Origin of the sequence: Corallococcus macrosporus DSM 14697 (assembly GCF_002305895.1) — a bacterium.
In the GTDB taxonomy this organism is placed as follows: Bacteria; Myxococcota; Myxococcia; order Myxococcales; family Myxococcaceae; genus Myxococcus; species Myxococcus macrosporus.
In genome coordinates, this window is record NZ_CP022203.1 from 5,117,863 (window position 1) to 5,137,883 (window position 20,021).

16 protein-coding genes are annotated in these 20,021 nt (G+C 71.3%); 8 read left to right on the plus strand and 8 right to left on the minus strand.

Annotation, left to right across the window (positions count from 1 at the left end):
* The first annotated feature begins 28 nt into the window (after window positions 1-28).
* Window positions 29-3,085 (plus strand): TolB family protein, encoded by a 3,057-nt coding sequence (locus MYMAC_RS20685; protein ID WP_420810010.1) that lies wholly within the window; start codon window positions 29-31, stop codon window positions 3,083-3,085.
* Window positions 3,086-3,097: 12 nt separating this feature from the next.
* Here the strand turns inward: MYMAC_RS20685 and nadD are convergent, their stop codons facing one another.
* From nadD to MYMAC_RS20710, 5 genes are all read right to left on the minus strand, one after another.
* Window positions 3,098-3,670, minus strand: a complete 573-nt coding sequence (nadD, locus tag MYMAC_RS20690) for a nicotinate (nicotinamide) nucleotide adenylyltransferase (RefSeq protein ID WP_095959322.1) — start codon at window positions 3,668-3,670, stop codon at window positions 3,098-3,100.
* A 1-nt stretch (window position 3,671) separates the two neighbouring features.
* On the minus strand, window positions 3,672-4,343 hold the full coding sequence (locus MYMAC_RS20695; RefSeq protein WP_095959323.1) for a hypothetical protein: 672 nt from the start codon (window positions 4,341-4,343) through the stop codon (window positions 3,672-3,674).
* 3 nt (window positions 4,344-4,346) lie between these two features.
* The gene (locus MYMAC_RS20700) at window positions 4,347-5,567 is read right to left on the minus strand and encodes an exo-beta-N-acetylmuramidase NamZ family protein (protein ID WP_095959324.1); all 1,221 of its coding nucleotides are present in this window, start codon (window positions 5,565-5,567) and stop codon (window positions 4,347-4,349) included.
* Window positions 5,567-6,889 (minus strand): adenylate/guanylate cyclase domain-containing protein, encoded by a 1,323-nt coding sequence (locus MYMAC_RS20705; RefSeq protein WP_204816845.1) that lies wholly within the window; start codon window positions 6,887-6,889, stop codon window positions 5,567-5,569. Before MYMAC_RS20705 ends, MYMAC_RS20700 begins: the two co-directional genes overlap by 1 nt.
* A gap of 68 nt (window positions 6,890-6,957) precedes the next feature.
* Window positions 6,958-7,686 (minus strand): tetratricopeptide repeat protein, encoded by a 729-nt coding sequence (locus tag MYMAC_RS20710; RefSeq protein WP_043711488.1) that lies wholly within the window; start codon window positions 7,684-7,686, stop codon window positions 6,958-6,960.
* Window positions 7,687-7,761: 75 nt separating this feature from the next.
* Here MYMAC_RS20710 and MYMAC_RS20715 point away from each other — a divergent pair, with 75 nt between their 5' ends.
* Window positions 7,762-10,167, plus strand: a complete 2,406-nt coding sequence (locus MYMAC_RS20715) for an endonuclease MutS2 (RefSeq protein ID WP_095959326.1) — start codon at window positions 7,762-7,764, stop codon at window positions 10,165-10,167.
* 16 nt (window positions 10,168-10,183) lie between these two features.
* Here the strand turns inward: MYMAC_RS20715 and MYMAC_RS20720 are convergent, their stop codons facing one another.
* Window positions 10,184-10,720 (minus strand): tetratricopeptide repeat protein, encoded by a 537-nt coding sequence (locus MYMAC_RS20720; RefSeq protein WP_095961641.1) that lies wholly within the window; start codon window positions 10,718-10,720, stop codon window positions 10,184-10,186.
* Between the two features lie 31 nt (window positions 10,721-10,751).
* On the opposite strand from MYMAC_RS20720, the gene MYMAC_RS20725 reads away from it, so the two are divergent.
* Window positions 10,752-11,345 (plus strand): hypothetical protein, encoded by a 594-nt coding sequence (locus MYMAC_RS20725; RefSeq protein ID WP_095959327.1) that lies wholly within the window; start codon window positions 10,752-10,754, stop codon window positions 11,343-11,345.
* A gap of 62 nt (window positions 11,346-11,407) precedes the next feature.
* Here the strand turns inward: MYMAC_RS20725 and MYMAC_RS20730 are convergent, their stop codons facing one another.
* Entirely contained in the window at window positions 11,408-12,760 is a 1,353-nt protein-coding gene (locus MYMAC_RS20730) for a sigma-54-dependent transcriptional regulator (RefSeq protein ID WP_095959328.1), read from the minus strand.
* Window positions 12,761-12,763: 3 nt separating this feature from the next.
* On the minus strand, window positions 12,764-14,005 hold the full coding sequence (locus MYMAC_RS20735) for a sensor histidine kinase (RefSeq protein ID WP_095961642.1): 1,242 nt from the start codon (window positions 14,003-14,005) through the stop codon (window positions 12,764-12,766).
* A gap of 538 nt (window positions 14,006-14,543) precedes the next feature.
* On the opposite strand from MYMAC_RS20735, the gene MYMAC_RS20740 reads away from it, so the two are divergent.
* The 5 genes from MYMAC_RS20740 (at window position 14,544) to MYMAC_RS20760 (ending at window position 20,021) form a co-directional block, all read left to right on the plus strand.
* The gene (locus tag MYMAC_RS20740; RefSeq protein WP_095959329.1) at window positions 14,544-15,839 is read left to right on the plus strand and encodes a TolC family protein; all 1,296 of its coding nucleotides are present in this window, start codon (window positions 14,544-14,546) and stop codon (window positions 15,837-15,839) included.
* Window positions 15,836-16,582 (plus strand): ABC transporter ATP-binding protein, encoded by a 747-nt coding sequence (locus tag MYMAC_RS20745; RefSeq protein ID WP_095959330.1) that lies wholly within the window; start codon window positions 15,836-15,838, stop codon window positions 16,580-16,582. The genes MYMAC_RS20740 and MYMAC_RS20745 overlap by 4 nt, the downstream gene beginning before the upstream one ends.
* 45 nt (window positions 16,583-16,627) lie before the next feature.
* The gene (locus MYMAC_RS20750) at window positions 16,628-18,082 is read left to right on the plus strand and encodes an efflux RND transporter periplasmic adaptor subunit (protein WP_095959331.1); all 1,455 of its coding nucleotides are present in this window, start codon (window positions 16,628-16,630) and stop codon (window positions 18,080-18,082) included.
* Window positions 18,083-18,112: 30 nt separating this feature from the next.
* On the plus strand, window positions 18,113-19,318 hold the full coding sequence (locus MYMAC_RS20755) for an ABC transporter permease (RefSeq protein ID WP_013940805.1): 1,206 nt from the start codon (window positions 18,113-18,115) through the stop codon (window positions 19,316-19,318).
* A 145-nt stretch (window positions 19,319-19,463) separates the two neighbouring features.
* Entirely contained in the window at window positions 19,464-20,021 is a 558-nt protein-coding gene (locus MYMAC_RS20760; RefSeq protein WP_095959332.1) for a type 1 glutamine amidotransferase domain-containing protein, read from the plus strand.

The following is a 20,021-nucleotide window of genomic DNA, read 5'->3' on the forward strand; positions in this document are numbered from 1 at the left end:
ACGATTACTGACCTGTAGGATGGCCTGCATGCCCGCTTCCCGCTGGTGGCTTCGCTGGGCTGTCCTCGCCACCTGTCTCCTGCTGACAAACGGCGGGTGTGCCTTCGTCACACCCCGTTTCCCCCAGAACATCCAGGCCTCGTTCGCTCGGGACGAGATGCGCAAGCTCACCACGGAGTCCCTGGAGCTCTACTACCCGGCCCACCTCCGGGCAGAGGCCCTGCGCATGGCGTCGCGGCTGGAGGGCTGCGTGGCGAGCCTCCATCAGCAGACGTGGCGCAAGAAGCAGCGGGACAGGGTGCTCGTCTACCTGACGAGCTCCAACTTCAACAACGCCTACGTCGTCCCCGACTACGCCAGCACGCCGCAGCAGATGGTGATGCCCTCCCACCTGACGCTGGAGCTGTTCCACCTGTTCAACCTGGGCGAGGTGGACGTGGGCGACGTGGCCTGCCACGAGGCCGTCCACTACGTGCAGCTCCAGCAGACGGACGGCGTCTGGGGCTTCCTCAACCTCGTCACCGGCGGGCTGTTCCAGCCCAACTCCTATACGGAGTCCTGGTTCCTGGAGGGGCTGGCCACCTACTACGAGGGCCGCTTCGACAAGGACGCTGGCCGGCCGCACAGCCCCATCTGGCGCGGCTGGTATGACTCGGTGGTGCAGGCCACCGGGGGGCGGCTCAACCCGGGCTACCTGTCCCCCGAGCAGCGCGCGCTGGACCCGTTTGGCGGCAACTACATCACCGGCATGCACTTCGTGGAGTACCTCGCGGAGCGCTACGGCGAAGCCAGGCTGTGGAAGCTGGTGGATGAGCAAGGCGACTCCCTGGTGCCGCCGCTGGCGGTGACGCTGCGCTTCAAGCGCGTGTACGGGCGGGACATCGGCTCGCTGTTCGCGGAGTACACGCGGACGCTGCGGGAGGACCTCCAGGTCCGCGAGCGGCCCGCGTCGCAGCGGACGTGGGTGAAGGACGGCGGGTACTTCTCCCGGCTGGCCGCGCATACGGCCAGCGGCGTCACCGCGACGGTGAGCGTGGGGCGCGAGCGCTACACCCGGCTGACGGTGCTGGAGCCGGATGGCCGCGTGCGCTTCGAACGTCCGCTGGTGGAGCTGCTCCCCTTCCGCCGCTGGGTGCTGGGCTCCGCGACGCTGGTCAGCGGCATGTCGTTCAGCCGTGACGGCGCGTGGCTGTACCTGGTGATGGCGGACCTTAACGCGCAAGGGGGCTACACGGCGCGGCTGTGGAAGGTGGACGCGCGCACAGGAAACGTCACGCGGCTCTGGGACGACGTGGCCGGCATGGGCGGGAGCATCACGCCGGATGAAGCGGCCTATGTGTACGTCCGCGTCGAAGGTGACTCGGCCAACGTGGTGCGGCTGGAGCTGGAGACGGGCCAGCGAACGGCGCTCACGGACTTCGGCGCCAGCACCTCCGTGGGGCCGCCCTCGGTGGCCCCGGACGGCGAGCGCGTCGTCTTCCCCCTGTCGGGTGACGCGGGTTGGGACCTGGTGCTGCGGGAGTCGGATGGCCGCCTCCGCTGGCTGACGCGCGATGGGCGCTTCAACTATTCGCCGAGGTGGCTGGACGACGAACGCCTCGTGTTCCTCCGGGAGCACGAGGGGCGGCTGCAGGCCCACGTCCTCACGGTGGAGACGCGGGAGGTGGTTCGCATCACGGACGCGCCCCATGTGGTGATGGACGTCCATCCAGTGGGGACCGACGAGGTCGTGTTCCTCAATCGGGATGGGCTGAACTTCACCATCGACCGGGCCCCCGTGGTCGCCATCGTCCCCAAGGAGGACGAAGGCGCCACGGCGCGCACGGACACGTCACCGGGAGCGGAGGGCACCGCGCCCCTCGCGCTCACCGCGCACCCTCCACCGGCATCCCCGGACGCGCCACTGGCTCCAGGCGTCGTGGCGCCTGATATCTCCACGGTGCTCTCCGGCCTCGACGCGCCCGTCGAGGCGCCACCCGACCCGGGCACCGAACTCCAGATCATCTCGGACAAGCCCTACTCGACGCTGGAGCGCTTCTTCATCCCCGAGCTCCGCGCGCCCTACCTGCTCGCCGCGACCGACCCCGACGACACGGACGAGACGTATGTGATGGGCGCGCTGGCGCTCGCGGGACAGGACCGGCTCGGCTTCCACGCGTACTCCCTGCTGCTCTCCTTCGACTCACGCGAGGACGCCCCCAGCATCTCCCTGGCGTACGGCAACGCGACGCTTTCGCCCTGGTACATCCAGGTGTCGGGCGCCCACGTCCGTCAGAATGGGCGCACGGACCTCCAGGCCGCGGCCTTCGCGTCTCGCAGCTTCTGGACCACGCCGGTGACGTTCGGCGTACTGGCGCTGCGCCGCGAGTACGACGCGACGGAGCAATTCCCCGGCCTCCGGACGCAGATCGTCGGCCCGGAGATCTCCGCGTCCTACTTCGCCGGCGACGCCACCTCCTATGGGAGCACGCAGCGAGGCCTGGGCATCACGATGTCCGCGGGCGTGTATCCGGGCGCCTTCCGCCAGGACTCCACCATGGGCGATGTCCGCCTGGGGCTCGACGGCTTCACCGGCGGCCTGCCCTTCACGGGACGCGACAACCTCCGCCTCACCGCGGTGGGCCGGTTCCTCCCCGGAGCTCCGTCCAGGCTGCTCCAGGTGGGCGGACTGAACGCGGGCCAGCTCTGGTACACCAACCGCACGAGCCAGCAGACCGCGCCCCTGCCCTTGCAGCTCCAGCCGGGCATCGCCTTCAGCGAGTACCTCCGCGGCTACGAGGACCTGGAGATTCGCGCCCGCGACGCGCTCATCGGGTCCGCGACGTACCAGTACCGCGTCCCCATCGACTACGGCTGGGCCTCCACGCTGTGGCTCTTCCCGTCCCTCTTCGTGCGCGACGTCGGCTTCGAGGCCTTCGGCTCGCTGGCGCGGACCGACAACCGCGCCAACCACGCGGCCGTGGGCGCGTCCGCGTCACTGAGCCTCACCTTCGGGCAGGCCGTGCCCGTGTCGCTCTACTACCAATACGCCTACCGCTTCGAGCAGGGACTGGACCACCTGCACCTGGTCGGCTTCGGCCTGTGACGGGCGGCGCCACTACGGCGTCGGCTTGAGGCCATAGAGGCCGTGCTCACGCGCGTAGGCGATGGCGCGCGCGGGCACCAGGTCCGACGGCGCCTCGCCCCGCGCGAGCAGCTCCCGAATCAGCGTCGACGACACCTCGGCCAGCGGCGGTCCCAACGTGTTCGGAGCCGGGTAGCCCGCGCGGTTGAGCACCATCACCCGCGCCAGCTCCTCGATGCGGTGGAAGTCCTTCCAGTGCGGAAGGTCGCGCAGGATGTCGCTGCCGATGATGATCGACCAGCGGATGTCCGGATGCCGCGCCACCAGCAGGGACAGCGTGTCCACCGTGCGGCCGCTGAGCCCCGGCTCCTGCTCGATGCGGCTCGTCTTCAGCCAGCCCGACGTCTCCGCGCAGAGCGCCTCGCACATGGCGACGCGGTGCTCGAAGTCCTCCATCTGCTTGCCGAACGGGTGCTGCCAGGACGGCATCAGCCACACCTCGTCCACGGCCTGGGTGGCATGGACGTAGGCGGCGGCCATGAGGTGCCCCACATGGGGCGGATTGAACGAGCCTCCGAGGAGCGCGACCTGCACGGCGGGCCTCACGTCACTTGAGGGACAACTTCGGGGACTTCTTCTCCAGCACGATGACCTGGGGCTCCAGCACGACGTGCCCGTCCAGGCGGAAGGCGGAGTAGCGCAGGTCGCGGTCCACCTTCTCCAGCAGCGCGCACGTCTGCTCGGCGGCGCCCACCAGCCGCCCGGGCGTCAGGAAGTAGCGGGGGCCAATCCGCACCACCTTGGGCTCCGGCTCCTTGCCGTGGACGAAGAGGAGCGCGTTGAGCAGGTCATCCCGCGTCAGGTCGTTCTTGTCGTGCACCACGCAGCACAGCGTGTCCCCCATCAGGTCCATGACCTTGTTGTTGATGGAGGGGTCCCGGTACTGGAGCGACTCGCGCTCGGGGACCCGGATGAACCGCTCCATGACGAGCCGGCGGTCATCCTCGGAGGCCACGTCCGCGGGCACCTCCGCGCGCGACGGCGTGCGAGGCAGCGCGTCCTGGCTGCCCAGCCAGTTCGTCACGTCCGCCAGGAAGTCCGCGTCCGAGTACTCACGCCCGCCCCGGCTCTTCTGCCGCCGCCAGAGGACCCACTCGTCCAGGTCCGTGTAGCGCGCGCCCGCGAAGAGGAAGCGCCGCGCCCCCTTGGCGCGCAGCAGCTCGTAGGCCGCGTCGAAGGCTTCCAGGTCCCCATGGCTGTCGGAGAAGACACCGATCACGCCTCAAGCGTATAGCAGGTAGGGCGCCCTGTGCCGCGCGAACGTCTCCGTCTGGGCGGAGAACCCCTCCAGCAACCGCTCCAGCGGCCACCCCGCCTCGATACCGCGGCGCACCTGGTCCGTCCCGCAGAGCAGGTCGAAGGCGGGCACGTCCTCCACGAACTCATACGCGTCCGCGCGCCAGGCGAAGTCGCCCGGATGGAGGTCACGCAGCGCCTGGAAGATGGCGATGCCGGTGCGCAGCGGCTGGAAGGCCTGCCGGTCCGTGACGTGGATGAAGGCGCCGTTGCACGACTGGCCCGTGTACTTGTCGAACGTCGGCGTGAAGCCCACGGCCCGGAAGGCGACGCCGGGCAGGTCCTCCTTCGCCAGCCGCGCCAGCAGCTTGTCGGTGTCCACCCACGGCGCGCCGAACTGCTCGAAGGGGCGGCACGTGCCGCGGCCCTCCGAGACATTCGTGCCCTCTCCCAGGCACATGCCCGGGTACACCAGCGCGGTGTCCGCGGTGGGCATGTTCGGCGACGGGGAGATGAACGGCAGCCCCGTCTCATCCCAGAACTGACCCCGGCGCCAGCCCTCGCACGCCACCACGGTGAGTTCGCAGCCGAAGCCCTCCTGGGTGTTGAAGAGGCGGGCCAGCTCCCCCGCCGTCATGCCATGCCGGTTGGGCAGCGCGTAGAGGCCCACGAAGGAGCGGAAGCCCTCCCCCACCAGGTTGCCTTCCATGGCCACGCCGTTGAGCGGGTTGGGCCGGTCCAGCACGTAGAAGGGCACGCGCGCCTTCGCCGCGGCCTTCATGGCCAGCGCCATGGTGTAGACGTAGGTGTAGTAGCGGCTGCCCACGTCCTGGATGTCGAAGACGAGCGCGTCCAGGCCCTGGAGCGACTCCTGACGCGGCGACAGCGACTCGAAGGTGGAGCCGTAGAGGCTGTACACCGGCACGCCGGTGCGGCGATCCCTCGCCTCGTCCACCGCCACCATGTACTGCGCCTCGCCCCGGATGCCGTGCTCCGGACCGAACAGCGCCGCCAGCGTGACGCCCTCCGCGCCCGCCAGCAGGTCCGCCAGGTGGCGGAAGCGAGCATCCACGCTGGTGGGGTTCACGATGGCCCCCACGCGCTTGCCCTTCAGCGCGGAGAAGCCCTGCGCCACCCACACGTCCAGTCCCGTCTTCACCTTCGTCACGGCCTTCCCTTCCTCAGCCAGCCCCGAGGGCCGACACATCAACGCCCCTTGAAGCCCTTGAGCGCGCTCTCCGCGGCCTGCTTGGAGTCGCACTTGGACAAGCCGAACAGGCCCGTCCGCGATCCGTCATCCGGCCCGCCGTCCTCCTGCAAGTCCTCCAGCGCGCTCACGGCCCGCTGCAACTGGAGCCGGCTCACCGTGGACGCGGCGTCCGAGCGCACGTCGCAGCGCCCGTGCGACAGCATCTCGATGAGGCGGTCCTCCGCGGCGCGGCTGCCGGCCTTCACGGCGGTGGCATAGACCTTCAGCGCGTCATCCGGCTTGCCCGTCGCCTCCGTGAGGCGGCCCAGCAGGAAGTTGCGCCGCCCGGCCTCCTCCTCCTTCATGATGAGGGTCCGGACGTCCTTCGCCAGCGCGGCCCGCTCCTCCTCCGGGGCCCGCTCCACCGCCTTGATGGCGCGCACCGTCTCATCGCCGCCGAAGGCCAGCATGGCGACACCGGCGAGCAGGACGACGACGCCCACGCCCACCCACGCGCGGTGCCGCTGCACCTTCGGCGGCAGCGCCGCCACGCCGCGCGAGAAGAGCGAACCGCCCACCGTGCGCGCCTGCCGCCCGAGCACCGCGGCCTGCTGCCCCAGCACCGAGGCCTGCGCGGCCGCGCGCTGGCTGATGACCGCCGCGCCCGCGGCCGCCCGCTGGCCCAGCTCGGACAGGTCCACCGCCGCGCCCGACGGCGCCGCCGCGGCCTCCGCCACGCGGGACAGCGCCAGGTTCCCGAAGGGCGGCATCGTCTCGGCGCCCGGCGCCTCCGCGATGGCGGCGGCCGAGGGGGCCTCCACGCGGTACGGCGCGCGGGGCACGTGAAAGACGCGAATCTTCCCGGGGATGCCCTTCAGCTCGAAGGCGCCCACCTCCTTGGAGGGCACCTCCGCCTTGTTCATCGACAGGTAGACGGCCTCGGTGAAGTACACCTCGCCCGCCTCGGCGATGCCCTCCACCCGGGCGGCGATGTTGACGGGCTCACCGAAGATGTCGTTCCCATCCAGCCGCACCTCGCCCACGTTGATGGCCACGCGGACGTGAAGCTGCTCCGGCGCCTCCACCGCCCGGTTGTGGTGCCAGAGCCGGTCCTGGATGGCGATGCCGCTGAGCACGGCCTGGGTGGGCGACTCAAAGGTGACGAGGTACGCGTCCCCGATGGACTTGACGATGCGCCCGCCAAACGCCTTGAACAACGGCGCCAGCAGGGCCTCGTGGACCTGGAGCAGGCGCTGGTTCTCCTCCAGCGTCTGCCGGCTGGTCCGCTCGGTGAAGCCCTTGATGTCGGTGAAGACGATGGCGAGGTTGGCGGTCTTCAAAGCCCGCGCAGTGTATGCGCCACCGTCGAGCGTGCAATCGCAACTGCGTACCGCGTGGCCGCCTGCTGTCAGCGACGTGATGGTTTGAGCTCACGCATGCGGCGCTTCGGCGGCGCCTCCAGCGACGCCCGCACCTTCTCCGCGAGCCTCGGCCGGCCCGTGCGCGCGTAGAAGTCGGCGAGCCGCCGGAGGACCAGGGCGCTGGTCGGCTGGAGCCCTCGCGCGGCCAGCAGCTCCTTCTCCGCGTCCAGCGGGCGCTCCTGCTTCTCCAGCACCTCCGCGAGCTGGAGGCGCACCTGCACCCACTCCGGCTTCAGCCGCGCCAGGTAGCGGAGGTGCAGCTCCGACTTGAGCAGGTCCCCCAGGTCCAGCCAGAGCGTGCCGAGCCGGAAGCGGGCCTCCTCGTAGGAGGCGCGGAGCTGCACGGCCCGCTCGTACGCCTGGACGGCCTGCCGGCGGTCACCCCGCTCCTCCCACAACAACCCCCGCAGATACCAGGCGCGGGGATTATGGGGAGCCTGCTGGAGGGCGGCGGCCAGATGGGCCTCCGCCTGCTCCAGCGCGCCGCCCGTCTTCAGCAGGAGCCGGGCCATCTCCAGCCGGGGCAGCTCCCACGCGGGTTGGGCCCGCACCAGGGACTCCAGCGCGGCCAGGGCCCCTGCGTCATCTCCTGCCGCTTCGAGGGCCAGTGCGTCCGGGAGCGTCACCGCCGTCCGGGATGATGGCGGTGTCAGGGCGGAAGGCTCCGCCGCGTCAGTCGCGCCCGCCAGCAAGGCCACCAGGAGGACCCACCTCATGTGTGGCTGATAGCAGAGCCGACCCGGGCGCCTCAATAGATCCTCTTGACGGCCGAACGGCCGCGCATGAAACCCATGACCGTGCAGATATCGCAAAGAACGCTGGAAGACCTGGGCTTCGCGGACGTGCTCCGCGCGCTGGCGCAACGTTGCAGGACGGAGCCTGGCAGAGAGCGGGTGCTCGCCCGGCCCTTCCTGGACACTCCCGAGGCGGTGACGGAGGCCCTGGCGCTGGTCGCCGAGGCCCGCGCCCTGTCCCAGGAGCAGTTCTCCCTCCCCCTGGGCGGCGTGACGGACCTGCGCACGCCCGTGGGCCATGCCGCCAAGGGCGGCATGCTGGAGCCCCGCCAGCTCATCGACGCGGCGCAGCTCCTCTTCGCCTTCGTCCGCACCCGCGAGGCCCTGGACGAGCGCAAGGCCCGCGTCCCCCGGCTGGTGGAGCTCTCCCGCCGGATGCCCGCCCTGGAGGCGCTGGCCCGCCGCATCGACCAGTGTTTCGAACCGGACGGTGAAATTTCCGACCGCGCCAGCCCGGAGCTCCGTGAGGCGCGTGACAGGGCGCGCGGCCTGCACCGGCGCATCAAGTCCCGCCTGGACGAGCTGCTCCACGACGAGGCCTTCACGACCAGGCTGCGCGAGAACTACTACACGATCCGCAACGGGCGTTACGTGGTGCCGGTGGTGGCCAACTACCGCTCGGAGGTGGACGGCATCGTCCACAACGCCAGCCAGACGGGCCAGACGCTCTTCATGGAGCCCCAGGCCATGGTGGGCCTGGGCAACGACCTGGCCATCGCGCAGTCCGAGGTCCTGGAGGAGGAGCGCAAGGTGCTCCAGGCGCTGAGCGACCAGTTGGGGCGCGAGTCGGAGCGCATCCTCGAAGGCATCGACGCCGTCGCGGAGCTGGACGAGGTCGAGTCCGTGGCCATCCTGTCCGCCGACCTGGGCGCGACCACGCCCGAGTTCGCCGGGGTGACGGACCTGCAGCTCCACCAGCTGCGCCACCCGCGCCTGGTGCTCAGGGGCGCGGAGGTCGTGGCCAACGACGTGACGCTCACGGGCGACGCCAAGGCGCTGGTCGTCTCCGGCCCCAACGCGGGCGGCAAGACGGTGACGCTGACGGGCGTGGGGCTCTGCTCGCTGATGCTGCGCGCCGCCCTGCCGATTCCGGTGGCGGAAGGCTCGCGGATGCCGCTGTACCGCTCCGTCCACTCCACCGTGGGTGACGCGCAGAACCTGGAGCAGGGCCTGTCCACGTTCAGCGCGCACGTGGTGATGCTGCGCGACATCATCGAGGCCGCGGGCGAAGGCTCGCTGGTCCTCATCGATGAAATCGCCGCGGACACCGACCCTCGCGAGGGCGCGGCCATCGCCATCGCCGTCCTGGAGGAGTTGATGGCCAAGGGCGTGGTCGTGCTCGTCACCACGCACCTGGAGGAGCTGAAGGCCCTGGCCCACATGGACCCGCGCTTCCTCAACGCGCGCGTGGGCTTCGACTCCAAGCGCATGGCCCCCACCTACCGGCTGCAGATTGGCGCGGCGGGCCAGTCGTCGGCCATTGAAATGGCGGCGCGCGTGGGCCTGCCGCGGAACGTCTGCGAGCGCGCCCGCGAGCTCTCCGTCAACGCCGGCGGCCCGCTGTCGAAGGCGCTGGCGGCGGCGGAAGAGGAGCGGCGCAGGCTCTCCGAGGAGTTGGAGAAGGCCCGCGTGGCGGCCCAGGAGGCCGAGGCGCTCCGGGCCGACCTGGAGAAGCAGAAGCAGACCTTCGAGCGCGAGCGCCGCGCGAAGATGATGCAGTTCAACGAGGACGTGCACGCGGCCAGCGAGCACGCGGCGGCGGAGGTGCAGAAGCTGCTGGTGAAGCTGCGCGCGGAGCAGAACGAGAAGGCGCTGGCCGAGGCCCGGCAGCAGCTCCAGCAGCGCGCGGACGAGGCGCAGAAGCGCGCCCTGGCCGCCAAGGCGGAGCTGTTCCAGGTGGAGGCCCCCGGCCCCGCGAACCTGAAGGTGGGCGCCTGGGTGCATCACTCGGGGCTGAACCGCGACGTCGAAATCCTGGAGCTGGTGGACAGCCACGCGGTGGTGTCCGCGGGTGGCGCGCTGAAGATGCGCGTGCCCACCACGGAGCTGTCGGGCGCGCGCACGCGCAAGCCGCAGCAGGCGAAGTTCCCGGAGCGTCAGAAGCAGGACGCGGCGCTCAAGCGCGCGGCCTCCGCGGCCCCCTCCGAGGTGGAGGCCACGAACTTCCGCTGCGACGTGCGCGGTATGCGCGCGGACGACGCGCTGGCGGAGCTGGAGTCCTTCCTGGACCGCGGCATGCGGAGCGGTGAAGAGGCCGCCCTGGTCATCCACGGCCACGGCACGGGGGCGCTCAAGCAGGCCATCCGTGACTACCTGTCCGCCTCGCCGTACATCCGCATGTACCGGCCGGGTGAGGGCCACGAGGGCGGCGACGGCGTGACGGTGGTCTCCCTGCGCGCGTAGGCGCGGACGCAGCGCCTCAGGACGCGGCAAGGTGCTCGGCGAGCACGCCGTCCAGGGCCTGGGCCTGGAGCTTCACGTCGGGGTTCGGGTCCATCAGGGCCTTCGCCGTGTGGACCCGGGCCTGGGCCGCGTCCGTCTTCGCCAGGGCCATGGCCATGAACAGGTGCCCCCGGGTGTCGTCGGGGTGCGCCTGGAGCACGGGGGTGAGGACCTGCACGGCGCGTGCGTCCTCCTCCCGCTCCAGCAGCGCCATGGCCAGGTCATACGCCGGGCCAGGCTCCGCGGGGGCCCGCGCATTGGCGTGTTCCAGGAGTTCCACGGAACGCACGCGCTCGCCGGCCAGGTCCAACGCCCGAGCCAGCCCGTGCATCACCGTCACGTCGCCGGGGGACTTGCGCAGCGCCTCTTCCAGCAGACGGCGGCCCTCCGCCACATCCCCTGCGTCCAACCGGGCCATTCCGTCGCGATAAAGGTCCGTTCCCACTGAGTTCTCCTGGCACCACGCGGTGCGTCGGTGATTTCCACGCAACTTCAAGTCTACAAACTGCGACAAACTGAGAGGAAGCTTTCCCCCGGACCTCATCATGCTCGTTCGAAACGCCCCCGTCTCGGCCCGCCGGCCGGCGAACTCCACCTCGGAGTCGCCCGCAGCGGAAAAGCCCAACGCCACCGCCGTCCCCGCGGCCATCCACCAGAAGGACTCGTTCAGCAACACGACGACGGCGCTCCAGCGCACGGCGAAGGTGGGCGCGGCCCCCGCGGGCGACCACGGCAAGCTGATGATGGAGTACCTGACCGGCGCGCGGCCGCCTCCGGCGGACTTCGAGCAGGTCATCGGCTACAAGCCCTACGCCATCCAGACGCCGCACGGCCAGCGCATGCAGGACCCGCTGGGCTACGCCTCCGTCCCGCTGAAGATCGGCCCGGACAAGGAGTTCGACCCCGCGGCCAAGACGCACGACTACGGGTACGACCTGCTGCGCTACTTCGACAAGAAGGGCACGCCGCTCGGCCCCGATGCGCGCAAGGCCGCCGACGCCCTCTTCCGCAAGGACATGTTCGACTACGCGAACGACCAGAAGGGCTTCCTGGACCGCGTGAAGTACCGCTCCTGGGCGCAGATCTACGCCACCGCGGTGGAGCTGAACTCGGTGCGCCAGGGCAACGGCCCTCCGTGAACCCCGCGTAGGTTCCCCGGAGCGCGCGGCGCGGAGAGCCCTCTCCGCGCCGTTCGTCGTTTTCAGGGCGACTCGTAGCGCCGCAGCTTGTCGTAAAGCGTCCGGAGGCCAATCCCCAGCCGCTGGGCGGCGCGCTTGCGGTTCCCCGCCTCGTCCGCGATGGCCTGCTCGATGGCCCGTCGCTCCAGCTCTTCCAGCGTCAGGTCAGGCAGCCGCCCTCCCTCCGAGGTCGACGCCTCCGCCGCCGGTCCCCCAGCGCCCGTCGGGTCCAACCACAGGTGCCTGGGCTCCACCACCGGCCCATCCGCGAGGATGGCGGCCCGCTCGAGCGCGTTGCGCAGCTCGCGGACATTGCCCGGCCAGGCGAACGCCTCCAGCCTGGCCACGGCCTCGGGTGACAGGCGCAGGCCCGGGCGCCCCAGCTCGTCGCCAATGCGGCGCAGCAGCAGCTCCGCCAGCGGCCGCAGGTCCTCCCGCCGCTCGCGCAGGGAGGGCAGCCGGATGGGGAACACCGCCAGCCGGTGGTAGAGGTCCTCGCGGAACTCGCCGCGCGCCATCATCGCCTTGAGGTCCCGGTTGGTGGCCGCCACCCAGCGCACGTCGGCCTCCAGCGTCCGCGTGCCGCCCACGCGCTCGAAGCGCCGCTCCTGCAGCACGCGCAGCAGCTTGGCCTGGAGCTCCGCCTTCAGCTCGCCGACCTCGTCGAGGAAGAAGGTGCCCCCCTGCGCCAGCTCGATGCGGCCGCGCCGCTGGGCCACCGCGCCCGTGAAGGCGCCCTTCTCATGGCCGAACAGCTCGCTCTCCAGCAGCGTCTCCGTCAGCGCCGCGCAGTTGACGGCCACGAAGGGCCCGTCGGCGCGCTCGCTCCACTGGTGCAGGGCCCGCGCCGTCACCTCCTTGCCCGTGCCGCTCTCCCCCACCAGCAGCACCGTGGCCTGCGTGGGCGCCACCTTCCGCAGCGCCTCCACCACGGGCGACATGGCGGGCGCGCCCCAGCTCAGCTCCACGTCGCCCGCGGACTGCCGCGCCTCCGTCTTCCAGTTGAGCAGCGCGCGCCGCTCCAGGGCCCGCGCCACCGTCAGGCGCAGCTCCGCGGGGCTGCCCACCGGCTTCAGCAGGTAGTCGAAGGCGCCGGCCTTCATCGCCGCCACGGCGCTCTCCACCGTGCCCACGGCGGTGAGCACCACCACCTCCACGTCAGGCTGCTCCTCGCGCACCTTGCGCAGCAGTGTCAGGCCGTCCATGCCCGGCATCCGCAGGTCCGTGAGCAGCAGGTCCACGCCCTGCCGCGCCATCAGCCGGGCGGCCTCTTCACCGTCGGCGGCCGTCGTCACCGAGTGCCCTTCGTACTCCAGCGCCTCGGCCAGGAACGAGCGCACGCCCTCTTCGTCATCCGCCACCAGGATTCGCGCCATGGTTCAGGCTCCCTTCGCCGGGACGGTGAGACGGAACTCCGCGCCGCCGCTGGCATGGCTGCGCGCGCTCACCGTGCCGCCATGCAGCTCGACGATGCGGCGGGTGATGGCCAGCCCCAGGCCCACGCCGCGCACGCGTCCGGTGACGAAGGGCTCGAAGATGCGCTGCTCCTCCCCTGTGGCGATGCCGGGCCCATGGTCCTTCACTGTGAACACCAGCGACGCGTCCTGCCGCTCCACGCGGGCCTCCACGCGGTGGCCTTCGGGGCTGGCCTGCACGGCGTTGCGCAGGACGTTCTCCAGCGCCTGCTGCAACCGCCCCGCGTCCATGGGCCAGGGGGTGCGCTCCGAAAGGTAGCGGGCCTCCACCCGGGCCGCGCCCGTGCTCTCCACCGCCGCGCGCAGCACGTCGTTGGGGTCCGCCTCCACGCGGCGCAGCTCGCCGCTGGCCACGAAGCCCAGCAAGTCATTCATCAACTGCTCCAGCCGCACGGCCTCCGACACCACCCGGTCCGCCTTGGGCGCCAGGACGGCGTCACGCTCCACGCGCTCGGCCAGGAGCTGCGCGTGCCCCTTGAGCGAGGCCAGGGGGTTGCGCAGCTCGTGCGCCAGCACCGCGGACATGGTGCCCAGGGCCGCCAGCCGCCGGCCCCGCTCCAGCTCCTCCGACAACGCCTCGCGCTGCGCCAGCGAACGGGAGAAGGCGAAGGCCAGCACCAGGATGCCCACGCACGAGGCCACCGCCACGCCCAGCAGCCGCTGCGAGCGCGACTCCAGCGCCAGCGCGGTCAGCGGCTCGAACTCGTAGACCATCCGCAACTGCTTGCGCGGCGCCTGGGCCTCCTCCTGCGCCGACAGCGCCCGCAGCTCCTGCCGCGTCAGGGGGCCGTGGGCCGGACGGGGACGGCGGATGCGGTGGACCAGCCGCGCACGCGCGCCTTCGACCACCAACGGAGAGGACTCCTGGAAGAGGAGGCGCCCGAGCTTCCCCTCCCCGGCCGAGGCCAGCACCTGGTCATCGTCCATGACGGCCACGTAGCGCAGGCCCCCCTCCCGGTGGGACGCCAGGAAGGCGTCCAGCGCGGAGGGCCCCGGCAGGCCCTCCGCGTCCCGGAAGGCCTCGAAGCCGGCCACCATGATGACGTTGGCCATGCCCCGGGCCACCAGGGCGGAGGACTCCAGCGCGGTGCTCCGGATGAACAACGCCGCCGACATCAGCACCGCGCACATGAGGACCGCCGCCACCCAGGGCGCCCGGGGTCCAAGCGGCCGCCACCAGGGAGCGCCGCTCATCGCCGACCTCCGCCGCGGGGACTCCAACTCCATCGCACACCTCCACAGGCTGCGAACTCTGCATGCGGCGTGCGGAATCCGCACCCTCTTCCGTGAGTGCCGCGCGCCGCACGCGCCGGGGTTCGTCCAAGCAGCACAGGGGGCATGGGGGATTCTCCCGGGGGATGGAGGGCGGCCACACGGCCGCTGGCAGGGCGAAGGGGCGGGCTCCCGACGGCGGCGCGCCCCCATGGCGCCCAGGCGCTGTGCAATCACGAGGCCGGGGCCGCTGCTGAGGCTCGCGCGCGGGGCGCCAGGGGAAGGCCCACCGCGTTCGTGCGGGAATGGCCGGCGGCGCATGCGGAATCCGCACTCGCGCTGCGGTTCCCGCAGCCCCGGCGCCCCTTTCCCTCCACATTTCCAGAGGTTGGAGCGTGGCAAGGCAAATGCAGTGGCCCTGCTTGCGATGAAAAACGCACAGACACCGTGGTGGAAGCGGCAACCCTACCGGATGACGGCCCTGGCCCTGGGCATCCTCGGGCTGGTGACGGTCCCCGGCGTGGGTCTGGCGCAGGAAACAACGTCGATGAAGCGCGTCTCCCTGGAGGAGGCCATCGCGCGGGCGATGAAGACGAGCCCCCAGGTGGCGCAAGCGGCGGGCTCCGTCACCAACACCGCGGCGGCGGAGCGCAGCGCGTTCGGCGCCTACCTGCCGAACCTGACGGCAAACGCGAACAGCTCGCTGGCCAGCAGCCAGCGCCTGGACCCGAACACCGGCCTGGTGTTCAACGCGCCCAGTGACACGTACAGCGCCGGCCTGTCGGCCTCGTGGAACGTCTTCACCGGCGGCCAGCGCGGCGCCAACAGCCGGCAGGCGCAGGCGCGCTCCAGCGCGGCCCGGGCCGTCCTGATTGCCCAGCGCGCGTCCGCGGTGCTCGACGTGGAGCGCTCCTACTACGAGGTCCTCCGCGCGGGCGGACTGGAGGAGGTCGCCCTGTCCCGCATCGAGCGGGCGAAGCAGAACGCGGAGGCGGCGGAGCGGCGGCTCGCGGTGGGCTCGGCGACGCGCTCCGACGTCCTGCGTGCGAAGTACGACCTCACCTCCGCGCAGGAGGCCCTCCTCTCCGCGCAGACCCAGCACGCCGCCGCGGCGCTGTCGCTGGGCCGGCTCATTGGCGAGGACGGCCCGGTGGACGCCCAGCCCCTGGAGGCCGGGGACGAGGCGCCGTTCGCGCTCACCGACGAGGCGCTGACGGATGAAATCACCGCCCAGGCGCCCTCCATCCAGGCGGCGGAGGCGGACCTGCGGGCGGCGGAGGCCAGCGTGAAGGCGGCGAAGTCCTCCTACCTGCCCACGGTCCGGCTGTCGGGCGGTTATGACTGGTTCAATGACGAGCCCGCGTTCAACGGAGGCCGCACGAGCTGGTCCGTCCGGCTGGGCCTCGCCTACCCCCTCTTCGACGGCTTCGTGCGCGAGGAGCGCGTGACGACGGCGCGGACGCAGTCCTCCGTGGCGCAGGCCACGCTGGCGGACACCCGGCGCGCGGTGCGCTCCAGCGTGGGGACGTCCCTGAACCAGCTCAAGCTGGCGTCGAACCGCATCGCCCTGGCCACGGAGTCCGTCTCGGTGGCGCAGGAGGACCTGAAGGTGCAGCAGGAGCGCTACAAGCTGGGCGCCACCACCATCATCGAGCTGCTGACGTCCCAGGAGAACCTGGTGTCGGCGGAGATCAACCTGGTGGCCTCCCGCTTCGACTACCGGATTGCGCGCGCGGAGCTGGAAGCGCTCGCGGGGAGGTCGCTGTGAGCACGTCCACCAACCCCCAGCCGCAGGCGGGCGCGGGCCCGGCGCGGGACATCTCCGACGTGGTCATCCGCGTGGAGGGCCTGCGCAAGGACTACACGATGGGCTCCGAGGTGGTGCGCGCCCTGCGCGGCGTGGACCTCACCATCCGCCGCAACGAATACGTGGCCGTCATGGGCCCGTCCGGCTCCGGCAAGTCCACCTTCATGAACCTCATCGGCTGCCTGGACGTGCCCAGCGACGGGCAGTACTGGCTCAACGGCCAGCCGGTGGCGGGCATGACGGAGAACGCGCTGGCCCGCATCCGCAACCGCGAGCTGGGCTTCGTGTTCCAGAGCTTCAACCTGCTGCCCCGCGCCTCCGCGTTGGACAACGTGGCCCTGCCGCTCATCTACGCGCGCATCCCCAAGAAGGAGCGGCGCGAGCGCGCGGCGGCCATGCTGGACAAGGTGGGCCTGGGCGCGCGCAAGGACCACCGGCCCAACGAGCTGTCCGGTGGTCAGCGCCAGCGCGTGGCCATTGCCCGCGCGCTGGTGACGCAGCCGGCGCTGCTGCTGGCGGACGAGCCCACGGGCGCGCTGGACAGCCGCACGGGCGAGGAGATCATGGCGCTCTTCGGCGAGCTGCACGGCCAGGGGCAGACGCTGATGCTCGTCACCCACGAGTCGGACATCGCGGCGCATGCGCGGCGGGTGCTGTTCCTGAAGGACGGCGTCATCGAGCGGGACGAGCGGAATCGGGACTGAATTTTCGCCACGCGCGCAGCGTGGAACAAGGTACGGGAGGTCGTCGTGAGCAAGACCAGGAAGTGGATCATCTCCGGCAGCGCGGCGCTCCTGCTTGGCGCGGGGGCGTACGTCACCCAGCGCGGCGAGGAGCCCCAGACGCAGGAGCGCTCGGCCGCGGTGGCGGTGGCGGAGCGCCGGGATATGGAGGTGGTGGCGGAGTCCGCGGGCCTGGTGGAGCCGCTCCGGGTGGTGGAGGTGAAGTCCAAGGCCTCTGGCGAGGTGCTCAAGGTCCACTTCGACACGGGTGACACCGTGGCCAAGGGCACGCTGCTGGCGGAGATCGAGCCGCGCGACGTGCAGAACGCGCTGGCGCAGGCCCAGGCCGACCTGGACTCCGCGCGGGTGCGGCTGAACACCACGGAGGCCCAGCGCGCGCGCATGGAGACGCTGCGCAAGGACGGCTACGTGACGCAGCAGGAGTACGAGACGGCGGTGGACGCGTCCGCCACGGCGCGGGCGGCGAAGGTGCGCGCGGAGACGAACCTGCAGCTCGCGCGGGAGCGCAGCCGCGACGTCACCATCATCGCCCCCAGCCCTGGCACCATCCTGGAGCGGACCATCCAGCCGGGCGTCATCATCGCCTCCGCCACCAACAACGTGTCCGGCGGCACCGCGCTGTTCAAGATGGCGGACCTGTCGGTGATGCAGGTGCGCGCCAAGGTGGACGAGACGGACGTCGGGCAGATCAAGCCCGGCCAGACGGCACGCGTCACCATGGAGGCCTACCCGGACCGCACCTTCATCGGTGAGGTGGTGAAGATCGAACCGCAGGCGCTGGTGGAGCAGAACGTGACCCTCTTCCCGGTGCTGGTGCGCCTGGAGAACAAGAACGGCCTGCTGCGCCCGGGCATGAACGCGGAGGTGGCCATTGAAATCTCCCGCCGCCGCAACGCCATCACCGTGCCCAACACCGCGGTGGTGGGGGTGCGCGAGGCCCGGACCGCGGCCGCCGCGGTGGGCGTGTCCGAGGAGACGATGCGCGCGGTGATGCGGCCGCCGGGCGCGCCGAGCCAGCCGGCCGCGCCGTCCGGAGCGACGACGGTGTCCGCCGTGGGTGAAGCAGGCGCGGGCGCCACCGCCGCGGTGGCCAGCGGCAACGGGCCGGGCGCGGACGCGGTGCCCGCCCGGGGGCCGGAGTCCATGGGTGAAGGCCAGGGCGGCGCGGGCGCGGGCCGCGCGGGCCGCCGGATGCGCGAGGCCTCCCAGGGCACGGGGGACACGCGGCAGGGCGTCGTCTTCGTGCAGGGCCCCACGGGGCCGCAGCCCCGGCGCGTCACCCTGGGCCTGAGCGACTGGGAGAGCACGGAGGTGGTGAGCGGCCTGGAGGAAGGCGAGCAGGTGGTGCTCATCTCGGTGGCGAAGCTCCAGCAGCAGCAGCAGCAGCGCACCGAGCGGATGCGCCAGATGACGGGCGGCGTGATTCCCGGCGCGAGCGGCCGCCCGCGGGGCCCGCGCTAGTTCCACGTCAAGGAAGGAGGAGGACACGTCATGGGTGAAATCATCCGGGTCGCATTCGATGCGGTCCTCGCCAACAAGCTGCGCTCGCTGCTGACCATGCTGGGCATCGTCATCGGCATCGCGGCGGTCATCACCATGGTCGCGCTGGGTGAAGGCGCGCAGCGCTCGGTGGCGCAGCGGCTCCAGGGGCTGGGCACCAACGTCCTCACGGTGCGCCCGGGCCAGTCCTTCACTGGCGGCATGATTCGCGCCCAGGCGTCGATGACCATCGACGACGCGGAGGCCCTGCGGGAGAACCCGCGCCACATCCAGGCCGTGGCGCCGGAGATCGAGTCGCGCTTCCAGGTGGAGTACGGCGCGAAGAACGCGAACCTGTCCGTGGTGGGCACCTGGCCGGACTACTTCAAGGTCAACCAGGGGCAGGTCACCGACGGGCGGCTCTTCACGGACGCGGAGGACAAGGGCCGCCGCCGGGTGGTGGTGCTGGGCGCGCTGGCGGGGGCCCAGTTGGGCCTGACGGACACCGCGGCGCTGGTGGGCGAGTCCATCCGCATCCGCGGCATCCCGTTCCAGGTCATCGGGGTGCTGGCGGAGAAAGGCGCCCAGGGCTTCAACAACCCGGACGAGAGCCTCTACATCCCCCTGTCCACCGCGCAGTTCCGCGTCATGGGCAGCGACCGCATCCGCTCCATCGCCGTGCAGGCCGTGAGCGACACGTCCATGGACGACGCGATGGCGGAGATCGACCAGAAGCTCCGGCGCGAGCACCGGCTGCGGCCGGAGCAGCCCGCGGACTTCAACATCCGCGACCAGGCCTCGCTGCTCAGCACCATGCAGGAGACGACGCAGACGTTCTCCCTGCTGCTGGCCGGCATCGCCGCCATCTCCCTGTTGGTGGGAGGCATTGGCATCATGAACATCATGCTGGTGTCGGTGACGGAGCGCACGCGCGAGATTGGCCTGCGCAAGGCCCTGGGCGCCACGGGCATGGACATCATGCTCCAGTTCCTCGTGGAGTCGCTGGTGCTGTGCCTGGCGGGCGGCACGCTGGGCCTGCTGCTGGGCATGGGCGGCGCGGCGATGCTCCAGCGCATGGCCGGGTGGACGGTGGTGGTGGCGCCCGAGGCCATCATCGTGGCCATCGCCTTCTCCGCGACGGTGGGGGTCTTCTTCGGCATCTGGCCGGCGCGGCGCGCGGCGAGCCTCGCGCCCATCGAATCCCTCCGCTACGAGTAGCCAGGGCCGCGACGCCGGGCGCCTGCCCGTCCGCCGAGCTGGCGGCGGACACGGCGCCCGGACCCAGGTCCGGCCGGGCCTCCCCTTCCTGGCGGGCACTGCACAGCGTGCAGATGTTTGCAGGCCCTACACGAGGAGAGAAGGCATGGCGGACGGCAAGCGGATTGCGTGCATCGTGGGCAACGGCTTCGAGGACTCCGAGCTCCGGATTCCCTATGACACGCTGAAGAAGGAGGGCCACGAGGTGGTCCTCATCGGCAAGAAGGCGGGCGAGGAGGTCAAGGGCAAGCAAGGCAAGGAGACGTTCCGCGTGGAGAAGGGCATCGACGACGTCCAGGTGCAGGACTTCGACATGCTGCTCATCCCCGGCGGCCACTCCCCCGACAACCTCCGGGCCGACGAGCGCTTCGTCCAGTTCGTGAAGGCGTTCGACGACCGCGGCAAGCTCATCGCGGCGGTGTGCCATGGGCCTCAGCTCTTCATCTCCGCGGGCATCCTGGACGGGCGGACGCTCACCGCGTGGACGACGATTCAGCATGACCTGAAGCGCATCCCCAACGTCCAGGTGAAGGACGAGGCCGTGGTGCGCGACGCGAACTGGATCACCAGCCGCAAGCCGGATGACCTCCAGGACTTCAGCCGGGCCATCGTCGAGGACCTGAAGAGCGCGAGGGCCTCCGAGGGACAGGAAGCGCGCACCTGA